Origin of the sequence: uncultured Campylobacter sp. (assembly GCF_937890585.1) — a bacterium.
Lineage (GTDB): Bacteria > Campylobacterota > Campylobacteria > Campylobacterales > Campylobacteraceae > Campylobacter_A.
In genome coordinates this window covers 1-10,422 of record NZ_CALACG010000145.1, presented here as the reverse complement: position 1 = coordinate 10,422, position 10,422 = coordinate 1, and the positions used below count along the sequence as shown (strand labels likewise).

The following is a 10,422-nucleotide window of genomic DNA, read 5'->3' as shown; positions in this document are numbered from 1 at the left end:
GCAAATGCCGCGATAGCAGAGATTAGAGGCGCTATTAAAAAGATAAATTTATTTGCATTTGCTGGGAGGATATCCTCTTTTGTAAAGAGCTTTATCATGTCAGCCACGATCTGAAGCACACCAGCAGGCCCCACCATATCAGGCCCAACGCGGCGCTGCATGTAGGCTAGCACCTTTCTTTCAGCATAAGTCGCAAGGCCAGCAAGGCTCGCCATGACGGCCAAGATAACGACAGCTTTAAGGATAGTTGTTATCACAAAAAATAGCATATCACTCATTCTCTGCCCTTATTATTTTTACGCTTGCGTAGCAATTGCTCTCAAAAATGGCGCTTATATCAAGCTTTTCATCGTAGTCGCCAAGATAGGCGCCAATGCCTCCTAGCTCGCTATCAAGCTCCGCGCAAATGGCAAGCTTTTGCCCATTTTTTTCTAAAATGATCGCTTCATTTTGTGAAATTTCAAATTTAGCCATAAACTCGCTACTTGCGTAAAGTTTCGCGCGTTTAGCAGTCCCACTAGCGTAGTTTGCAAAAAACGATGGCAAATTTATAGGATTTGCAAGGCTTATTAGCGCTTCGTCCTCTTTTAAATTTAGCTCACTTTGCTCTTTAAAAAGTGGCTCTATGTCCTCTTTTGGCGCGAAATTTGAAATTTCAAGCTTGTAGCCTCTGTGGCTTGTGCCGTCATTTGCATAAAAATTTTCTAAATCATCAAATTTAACGCCCTTATAGCCCTTCTCTTTTGGCAGCTGCGCTGTGTAATCAATCGTAGTTTTAGCCGCTAGCCCAAGTGCATTTGCGATGTCGTTTAAGAAGTATCCCTTGTGAGCGAGCGCCGTATTTGTCGGCACTACTTCGTTATTTATGCTTGTAAATGTGCCCTCTTGCTGATTTAGCGCACCAGCGTCAAGATCGCCCTCAAAAATGCTAAATTTAAACTCGCCCATTTCGTTGTATCCTAGCGTCTTGCCAGCCTTTTTCTCGCGTGAAAGCGTGCAAATTTTAGCCACGCCAAGCGAGTTAGTTCGAGGCGGTATAAGCATCACAGCAAAGGGCGTAGCTCTTGCGATCACACCAGCAAGGGCAGCTAGTAAATTTGCATTTTCATGAGCGTAAAAGTCGCTACCTAAAATGAGCGTAAATTTAGCCTTTTTCTCACTCAAAGTGGCTACTTCTAAGCCAAAGTTTTCATCAAATTTTTCAACTCTTGCCTGAAGTGCTGCTGGTAAATTTTCGCCCCAGTTTTTAAGCACAAAGAGTAAAATTTGCTCCAATTTTCCAGCCTCTTTGCCAGCCTCATAACTCACACAGGCGAAATTCTTTGAAAATTTCTTCACCACCTCATCAGCGATGTGATGAAAGTAAATTCCAGCAGCTTTATTTATCTTAAGGGCGTTATTTAGCTTATAGCTTGTCACTGGGCTCTCATGGCGTAAGAAGCTGCCAGCCGTGATCACAAAGTCGCTATTTTTAAGGCTCTCATAGTCTGCGTTATATGAGCTAAGACCGCTAAATTCGCTAAAAATATTTAAGAAATTTTGAAATTTAAAAGCCTCATCGTTTAATAAATTTAGATCAAATTTCTCTCTCAAGCGCTCCAAAATAAGCGCCTCTTCGTTTGTTATGAAGCTATTAAATTTTATATTTTTTATGTTGCCGTTTTTCAAATTTGAGATGAGCTCATTAAATTTCATCTCATTTTTGCGGGCATTTTCGTTGTGAAAGTCGTAGCCAAACCTTGCCGCACCGCTTATCTCGCCAAAGTGAAAGTCGTTGCTAACGCGGTAAATTTGCTTGCTTCTATCGCTAGTGCTTTTTTCTTTTACGTCATAAAAAATGAGCTCGCAGTCGCTTTGGTGAGGATTTGCCGCTGGGACGTGGCTTAGCTCCCAGACATTTGAGCTATACTGAAAATTTGAGCTAACAAGCGCGCCAACAGGGCAGACGCTTATGCACTCACCACAAAATGAGCACTCTAAGCTTTCACCCGCACTTGGGGCAATTAAGCTCTTTTGCATCTTGGTAAAGACGGCATAGGCATCTTTTGGCATGCTATCTTTTAGCTCTTTTGGCACCTCAACGCCTCTTGGCACCGTTTTTAGTGCACTTTCTCCGATCTTATCTTTACAGACCGTCACGCACCTCTCACAGACCACGCAAAGGGCTGGGTCGTAGTTTATGAGCCCCCATTTTTTGTGCGGTTTGTGCGTGTCTTCTATGGCAAAGCTTTGCTCATTTACATTTAAATGCGCCGTTAAATTTTGCAATTCACACTCGCCACTTTTGTCGCAAACGCCGCATTGAAGGGGGTGATTGACGCAGTATGTCTGCATGATCGCATTTCGCTCAGCAGCTATCTCAGGCGTGTTTGTGTAAATTTGCATATCCTCTTTGGCTTTGGCATTGCAGCTATAGACCACTTTGCCGTTTGCTTCGACCATGCAAAGCCTGCAAGCAAGCGTTGGCGAACAGCCACTAAGGTAGCAAAGCGCAGGGATGTAGATGCCATTTGCCCTTGCGATGTTTAGGATGCTCTCGCCCTCGTTTGCCTCTAAAATTTGATCGTTTATGGTGATTTTCATTTGCTAACTACTACTTGTTTAAATGCATATCCATCAAACTCTCTTGCGCCAAGCAGGGCAACCGTGCCTTTTAGCGCTGGATCAAGCCTAAATTTAGCCCTCACGCTAAAGTCTTTTGCCTTTAAATTTAAAATTTCGCCATCCTTTGCCTTTGCTACTATGCCAAACTGCACGCCGCCCACGATCTCATCGCTTGCGTTTTTATTTAGATAAACGACCGCTCCATCAAAATTTTCAAGCTCTCTTAGCTCGCTTACTTCTTTGACGCTTGCAAATTCTTTGACCTCGCCGCCTGCTAAGACGACATTTTTATCTAAAATTTCAAGTAGCCAAAAGATCGCATCTTTATCTGGATGAGTAAAGAGCGAGTCATCTATGATCACGTTTTTAACGTCCTTTATCCACTCGCCAAGCTCTTCAAACTCCTCCTCACCCACGTTACACTCGCCACTTATTAGCCCATCATCAAGCTCGTCAAAAAACTCATTTTGCACCAAATTTGCATACTTACAAAGAAGCGCTAAGACGTAGCTGATCGAGCCTATCTCACATCGGATCAAATTTTTACTGCCAAGCTCGTTATCCTCGAAGCATGAGATATATCTAAACTCGTGCTCTTTTATCTTTTTTGCTAAATTTTTGTCGCTCAAACTTAGTAAATTTGCGATACTTAGGCTCTTGCCTGCTATTAGATCATTAAATTTCATATCTTGCCCTTTTTTATCGTTAATACCCAATCAACTTGGTTAAATTTAAGCGAGTTCATCACCTCGCAGTTTAGGTTATAGCTCAAATTTAGCGCCTTTTGCACGCCGCTAAAGTCGCCTATCTCAAACAAAAATATCACCACCTCGTCTGGCTCGCTCGCCTTTATCTGCTGCCCAAGAGTGCTCAAAAACTCGCCCTTTAGATGTCTAAGATCGACCCTTCTCATCTATCAACCTCGCCTAAGATGATATTTGTGCTGCCTATTATCGCGGCCACGTCTGCCACGTACTGCCCAACTAGCAGATCTTCATAAATAGCACAGTGCCAAAAACTTGGCGTGCGAATTTTTAGGCGGTACGGGCTTGCGCTGCCGTCTGAGTTTATATAAATTCCAAGCTCGCCCTTTGGCGACTCACTAGCAAAGTAAATTTCGCCCTTTGGTGGCTTTAACCCCTGAGTTATCAGCACAAAATGCTGCATAAGTGAGTAGTTTTGGCTCATTATCTGCTCTTTTGAAGCGCTCACATACTCTGGCGCGTCGGCGATGACGGCAGGGCTGCTGGTCTGATACTTGCTAACGCACTGCTTTAAAATTTTCACGCACTCGCGCATCTCTTTCATATAAAGTAGGTATCTTGCGTAGCAGTCGCCCTTGGTGGCGTAAGGCACATCAAATTCCAGCTCGTCATAGATGAGATATGGCTCTTCTTTTCTGATATCACGTGCCACACCGCTTGCTCTTAGCATGACGCCAGAACAGCCGCTACTAAGGGCTAGCTCTTTGCTAACTACGCCCACATCAACAAGCCTTGCTTGCCAAATTCTATTTTCACTTAGTAGATCTTCGTAAAGTGTGATGTCGCTTGGAAATTTCTCGCAAAATTTAAGCAGCTCCTCGCACCAGCCATCAGGCAGATCAAGCGGCACACCACCGATCCTTATCGAGCTGTGAGTTAGTCTTGCGCCGCAGTATTTTTCTATGAGATCAAGGACGTATTCACGCTCTCTAAATGCGTATAAAAAGACGCTCATAGCCCCCACGTCAAGGGCGTGCGTGGCTAAAAATAAAAGGTGCGAGCTTATGCGGTTTAGCTCTAAAAGCATCACTCTTATGATCTGCGCACGGCGAGGCACTTCTATGGCGCAAAGCTTCTCCACAGCCGCGCAAAATGCGTAGTTATTGGCACTTGATGCGATGTAATCCACCCTGTCAGTCACTGGGATAAATTCCTGATAGGTCATATTTTCAGCCATCTTTTCAACGCCTCGGTGCATAAAGCCAACCTCTGGCATAGCGCGCACGACCTTTTCACCGTCAAGCTCAAGCACGAGTTTTAGCTGTCCGTGTGCGCTTGGGTGCTGCGGGCCAAAATTTAGTATCATTTTGCCGTCATTTTGCTCAAATTCTAAATTTTCAAAAAATGGTTTTAAGCGGTTTGGTGCTTGGCTCAAGGTCGTTCCTTTACTATCTGGCTTTGGTTAAATTTAGCCCTTTTGACAAATCTCACGCCGCCTTCTTCTTGATACTCGTAGTCTTCATTTTCATCAAACACACGTGAAAATCCAAAGGTATCTTTCTCATCCACAAAGGCTGGATCGCGGTTCTCTTCGCCGATCTGCTCTCTAAACTCGCTTCCAAAAATTTTATCCACCTCGTACCATTTAGCAGCCTCGTCGCCAACTAGCGGATAGCTCTTTAGTAGCGGGTGCGAGTGCCAGTCATCAGGCATGATAAGGCGCTTTAAATTTGGATGATCTTTAACGAGAACGCCACTTAGATCATACATCTCGCGCTCCGCCCAGTTTGCGCTTTTATAAAGCTCGCAAACGCTTTTTAGCATTTCCTCTTTTTTTACAAAGCACTTTACACGTGTGCGCCTATTTTTAGTGATGCTAAGAAGCTGATAAAAGACCTCATATCCGCCCCTTTTAGCTATATAATCAACCGCTGCAAGCTCACAAAGCTGCTCATAGCCAAAGCCTTTTAGCGCCTCAAGTGCTTTAAAATTTTCACTAGAATTTACATAAATTACGAGCTGATCAAACTCAACGTAGCTAGATAAAATTTCCACTCCGCTTTGCTCTAAAACAGCGAGCTCTTCGTCAAATTTAGAGCCTATTGCCGCCTCTTTTGGCGTCTGCTTGGCTATATAAAATTTCTCGCTGTAATACTGCTTTTTTTGCAAGTCGTTTTTTGGCTTATACTCTCTCATATGCCTAGCTTTCTTGGCTTTTGCGCCCTAAATGCACTTTGTTTTCTTATCTTTTTTTGAAGCATCATAAGTGCGTACTGAAGCGTCTCTGGGCGAGGGGCACAGCCTGGGATGTAGATATCGACGGGGATTATGCGGTCTACACCTTGAACGGTTGAGTAAGTATTAAACATGCCTCCAGTGTTTGCACAGCTACCCATTGAGATGACCCACTTTGGCTCAGGCATCTGGTCGTAAAGGCGCCTTGTAAATTCAGCGTGCTTTTTAGTTAGCGTGCCAGCTATGATCATCACCTCCGAGTGCCTTGGACTGGCGCGAAATATAGTGCCAAATCTATCAAAGTCATATCTGCTAGCCCCACTCGCCATCATCTCGATCGCACAGCATGCAAGCCCATAGCTAAGTGCCCAAAGCGAGTTGCTCCTGCCCCACTGCACGAGCTTATCAACGGTTGTCAAAACTACTGGCAGACCGCCATTTGCAGCGTAGTTTATCTGATGCTTTGCCATTTAAAGACTCCTTTTTGCCAAGCGTAGGCAAAGCCGACTAGCAGTATCGCCACAAAAAGTAGCATCTCAATGAGCCCAAATAGCCCAAGCAGCCTAAAATCCACCGCCCACGGATACATAAAGATGACCTCAACGTCAAATAAAATAAATAAAATTCCATAAAAAAAGTAGTGGATATTTATCTTATTTGGCTGTTTTACCGTGGTCGGTCCGCACTCGTAAAAGCCTACTTTTAGGCGCTCGGTGTTGCGGTTGGCTAGCTTTTTGCTTATCTTTGAGGATAAAAATGTTATCAGACTAAACGAACAAGTAGCTAATAAAAGTATGATAAAAGCGCCAAGATAGGTGCTGTCAAGCTCTGAGTGTGACATACTTCGCCTTTTTTAATTTTTCAAAATTCTACTAAATTTAAATTTATTTGAGCTTGAAATAGCTCAAGAGTAGCGATGTAAATCTCTTTTTGTGTAAAAAATACTCTTATTTTATCTTCTCAACGGCGTCTTTTGCGGCGCTGGCACGCTCACTCTCATCAAGCTCGCGCACAAAGCCATCTTTTACTAAAATGATCCTAGTCGCCACCTCAAAGTAGCTATCATCGTGGCTCACGGCGATGATGCTTATGCCCTTACTTTGCAAAAATGGCAAAATTTCTTTGTAAAATTTACGCTTAAATAGCGGGTCTTGATCGGCTGCCCACTCATCAAGGATGAGGATAGAGCGGTGCTCTAAGATGGCTATTAGCAGGCTTAGGCGCTTTCGCTGACCGGTTGAAAGCTGCGTGGTGCTAAGTTTATTATCAACGACACTTACCTTTTTATCGATCTCAAGCAGAGCCAAGAGCTCATCTATATCGCTTTGGCTGGCAAAGCCATCACGACAGAGCGTTTGCGAAAATAGATAAAAATCAGCAAAAATAGCGCTTATCTTTGCCTGATAGCTTTGTAAATTTGCTTCATCTATTTTTGTGCCATCAAGGTAAATTTCGCCGCTACTTGGGCGAAGAAGGCCGCAGAGAATATTTATAAGCGTGCTTTTGCCGCTGCCATTTTTACCGATGATAAATGTTATCTCGCCGCGCTTGATCTCTAAATTTACATCATTTAGACTAAATTTGCCGTGAGCGTAATTGAAATTTATATCTTTTAGCCTGATGCTTTGCCACTCATCGCTTAGACTATCATCAAATTTAAAGCCTTCTTTAAATTCATTTAAATTTAAGTTCATTATCTTCTCTAGGCTCACTTTTGCGCTAAGTGCGGCTGGTATGGAGCCAACCATACTCATAAATGAGCCTCTTAAAAATAGTATCGTAAGGCTTATGCTAAGCGCCGTTTGCAGGCTCGCCCAGCCAAATGCCACGCATAAAAATACGCAAAGTCCGACTGCACCAAGGAGCATTACATTGGTAAAATTATCACTTAGCGCGTGATAGACGTCAGCCTTTACCATGCTTTGACGCTTTTTGTCGCCTGTTAAATTTAGCTCGTCAAAGCAGACTTGCGCTCTTACTCTATTTAGACTAAGCTCTCTGTGCCCCTCAACTATGTCGTCATAGTGCTTTTGCAGTGCGTCATCTTGGGTTCTGGACTCTCTAAAGTAAAGGTGGATCTTTTTCATCAAAAGCGTGTTTATAACGAGTGTTGCGCCGATCCAAACAGCGCTAAATATAAAAACCTTTGGCGCGATGTAGGCTAGATAAAAGCTGGCACAAATGATGAAAACCAGGCTTTGTATGAAGCCAGTAGCGCTCATAAAAGCAAATGTGATCGTTTTTATGTCGTTGTTTAGACTGGCTATGATCTTTGCCTTGCCGATCTCGTTTATCACGCTATTTGGCGTGTCTAAAATTTGCTTTACGCTTTGATATCTAAGCTCATAGATAAATTTATGTCCAAAATTTGTAAGCGAGATGTTTGCAGCGATGGCGCTTATGAAAAATAAGATCAAGATAGCTATAAATTTAACCGCCACGAGGGCGTCAAATTCTTTTAAATTTACAAGTTCGTTATTGATAAAAGAGAGCGTCCAGACGCCAAGCCCGCTAAAGGCAAGCGTCAGGATCACTATTTTGATTATTGAAAAAAGATTGCTTTTTATTAAATTCGCAAGCATTACATCGCAGCGCGTGGCTGAATGATGTTTTGATCAAATTTTTGCTCGGTATTTTCACTCATGATGTGAAGCACCTTGCTGCGTTTGATCTTCGCATCGTTTTTAAATATCGCGCGCACCTTGTCCATGCCAGCGTAGAAGTCGCGCATGAGCACGACGCAGATATATTTGCCAAAAAATGTCGGCTTGATAACGCCATTTTCTTCGTATATAGCATTTACAAGTTTTAGCAAGCTAAGCTCGACAAATAGGTCTTTGTTGATGTTTGCGTCGTTTTGCTCGTTGTAGGTTTTGATATCCACGGCGCCATCAAAAAGCTTTGTTAAAAATGTATATTTTAGTCTCTCTTTTTTGCTAAATGCGCATTTTGCGATGACTGGGCTTTGTCTTGCTTTGACCTTTCTGCCGTAGTCAAGTAGGTTAAAGGCATTTATCACAAGCTCGCCGTTTAAGAAGCTAAACGCCCCGCTACCAACGCCCACATACTCTAAATTTGAGCCTACATATTCGTCGCGAAGGTCAGCGCTTTTTTCATTTGAAAATGCCCATGCGTTGCTTTGTCTATATCCGCCCTTGGCAAATTCGCTCACGATAATCTCGTAAAATTCTCGCTCATTATCGACGTTTGAGACGCCAAGTGCGCGAGCGATGTTCTCTCTTGTTAGCTCTGATTTCATGAGTGGATAGAAGGTGATTTGCTGCGGAGATATTGATTTTGCGACATTTACGTCGTTTATTATCTGCTCTTTTGTTTGATTTGGCAAGTTAAAGATGAGATCTAGGCTGATAACTGGGATCTTGCCAAGAGCCTGCTCTATCTTTCTTTTTGTCTCCTCAGCCGAGCCAAATTTATCATATCTGCCAACCCTTTTTAAGGTCTCATCATCAAAGCTTTGCACGCCTATGCTTAAGCGGTCGATGAGGCCATCAAAGCGGCTGAGGCTCTCTGGCGAGATGTGATTTGGGTCGCTCTCTGCTGAGATGTCCTCTATGCTAAAGAGATCTTTTGCTAGTTTTAGCGTTTTTTCAAGCTCTGGCTCGTTTATAAGCGTCGTGCCACCGCCCACATAAAGCGATGAAAAGTCAAAGCCAGCCTCCTTTATCTGCCTCATCTCCTCGCGTAAATTTTCAAAGTAAATTTTCGCAAGCTCCTGCTCGTAATGGTACTTGTGAAACGAGCAATACGGGCAAAATGTGTGACAAAACGGCACGTGAGCGTAGAGCATGTACTTTTTGTCTTTTTTTGGAGTTTTGGTGTAAGTCGTGTTTAAAATGTCTATGTTAAATTCGTTATATAGCGATTTTTGTATAGAATTATGAGCGTAATTTACAGCAAAACTCTCAACAATATTTTTAAAAATCATAATTAATCGCCTTTTGTAAGTTGGTCTTAAAATAATGCGTTAGGATAGCTAAAATTTGATAAATTTAGCCTTGAATTAAAGAAATTTTTAGCTTAAGCCTATAAATTGGGCTTATAAAATTTAAATTTCTAAACCTGCAAATTTCACATATATATCAAATTTTGCTCCCAAAGCTTAAGGATTTTCCTCCTTGGCTCTTGAGATGATCTTACTCGAGTCAAGCTCAAATTTCACTCCATCTTTTGTCTGCAGATAGTAAAATTTACCGATATTGCAAAGCGACTTCACATCATAAATTTTAACCGCTTTTTCATCTATCTCACAAGGCGTTTGCTCTTTGTCTTTTGCATCACAAAGTGAGCTTGGTAGTGCCTTTAACGCACTTTTATCCACAAGCAAAAATTTATAATCCACGTCGCCTATGTTAAAGGTTTTTGCTGTGTATTTTATAAACAAAAGCGAGTTTGAAACGATCATAAGTGAAAGTGCAGTGTAGAAAACAAATGAAAAATCCCTTGTCTCTTTGATGCTAGCAGCGCCCAGTATAAAAGAGAGCATGAACGAGCAAAAGAGTATCCAAAGTGCCAAAAATCCGCCATCTTTTAAGACAACAACCGAAATGATAAAGAGCAAAAGCATGATAAGCGACAAAAGATAGATGATGAAATTTGATCTATCTTTAAAGAAAACTGCTAAATTTACCCCAGTGTAAGATAACAAAAGTAGCGATAAAATAGCGCCCCAGCCGTAGTTTAGCCTGAAAGCCGCAAAGGCCAAAATGGCAAAAGAGATGAGCGTTAAAATGTAGATGAAATTTGAGTTATAAAAAAATAGAAATTTTGGCTTTTTAAATTTATACTTTTTATCGTCGTTTTGGTACAAAAATGAGACAAAAACGAGGACTAATATCTCAAAAACAGTGACAAATGCGGT

Annotated in this window: 10 protein-coding genes and 1 pseudogene; all 11 read right to left on the bottom strand. The window is 42.2% G+C overall.

What is annotated here, in order from left to right:
• Positions 1-278, bottom strand: a 278-nt coding sequence (locus tag Q0296_RS04230) for an NADH-quinone oxidoreductase subunit H (RefSeq protein WP_298036916.1), incomplete at its 3' end; no start/stop codon positions are given.
• The gene (locus tag Q0296_RS04225) at positions 271-2,583 is read right to left on the bottom strand and encodes an NADH-quinone oxidoreductase subunit G (RefSeq protein ID WP_298036913.1); all 2,313 of its coding nucleotides are present in this window, start codon (positions 2,581-2,583) and stop codon (positions 271-273) included. The genes Q0296_RS04230 and Q0296_RS04225, both read right to left, overlap by 8 nt.
• Entirely contained in the window at positions 2,580-3,290 is a 711-nt protein-coding gene (locus tag Q0296_RS04220; protein ID WP_298036910.1) for a hypothetical protein, read from the bottom strand. Before Q0296_RS04220 ends, Q0296_RS04225 begins: the two co-directional genes overlap by 4 nt.
• Positions 3,287-3,517, bottom strand: coding sequence for an NADH-ubiquinone oxidoreductase subunit E family protein (locus Q0296_RS04215; protein WP_148805052.1), 231 nt, complete (start codon positions 3,515-3,517; stop codon positions 3,287-3,289). The genes Q0296_RS04220 and Q0296_RS04215 overlap by 4 nt, the downstream gene beginning before the upstream one ends.
• Positions 3,514-4,743, bottom strand: coding sequence for an NADH dehydrogenase (quinone) subunit D (nuoD, locus tag Q0296_RS04210; RefSeq protein WP_298036904.1), 1,230 nt, complete (start codon positions 4,741-4,743; stop codon positions 3,514-3,516). Before nuoD ends, Q0296_RS04215 begins: the two co-directional genes overlap by 4 nt.
• A complete protein-coding gene (locus tag Q0296_RS04205) occupies positions 4,740-5,504 on the bottom strand; it encodes an NADH-quinone oxidoreductase subunit C (RefSeq protein ID WP_298036902.1) in 765 nt (254 codons plus the stop codon). The genes nuoD and Q0296_RS04205 overlap by 4 nt, the downstream gene beginning before the upstream one ends.
• Positions 5,501-6,013: an NADH-quinone oxidoreductase subunit B family protein gene (locus tag Q0296_RS04200; RefSeq protein ID WP_298036900.1), complete on the bottom strand. Its 513-nt coding sequence runs from the start codon at positions 6,011-6,013 to the stop codon at positions 5,501-5,503. Before Q0296_RS04200 ends, Q0296_RS04205 begins: the two co-directional genes overlap by 4 nt.
• Positions 5,995-6,384, bottom strand: coding sequence for an NAD(P)H-quinone oxidoreductase subunit 3 (locus Q0296_RS04195; RefSeq protein ID WP_103607306.1), 390 nt, complete (start codon positions 6,382-6,384; stop codon positions 5,995-5,997). The genes Q0296_RS04200 and Q0296_RS04195 overlap by 19 nt, the downstream gene beginning before the upstream one ends.
• Positions 6,385-6,490: 106 nt before the next feature.
• Positions 6,491-8,125: a multidrug ABC transporter permease/ATP-binding protein gene (locus Q0296_RS04190; RefSeq protein ID WP_298036895.1), complete on the bottom strand. Its 1,635-nt coding sequence runs from the start codon at positions 8,123-8,125 to the stop codon at positions 6,491-6,493.
• Entirely contained in the window at positions 8,125-9,489 is a 1,365-nt protein-coding gene (locus Q0296_RS04185) for a coproporphyrinogen III oxidase family protein (RefSeq protein ID WP_298036892.1), read from the bottom strand. The genes Q0296_RS04190 and Q0296_RS04185 overlap by 1 nt, the downstream gene beginning before the upstream one ends.
• Before the next feature lie 174 nt (positions 9,490-9,663).
• A pseudogene (locus Q0296_RS04180) lies at positions 9,664-10,422 on the bottom strand (hypothetical protein); the annotation flags it as partial.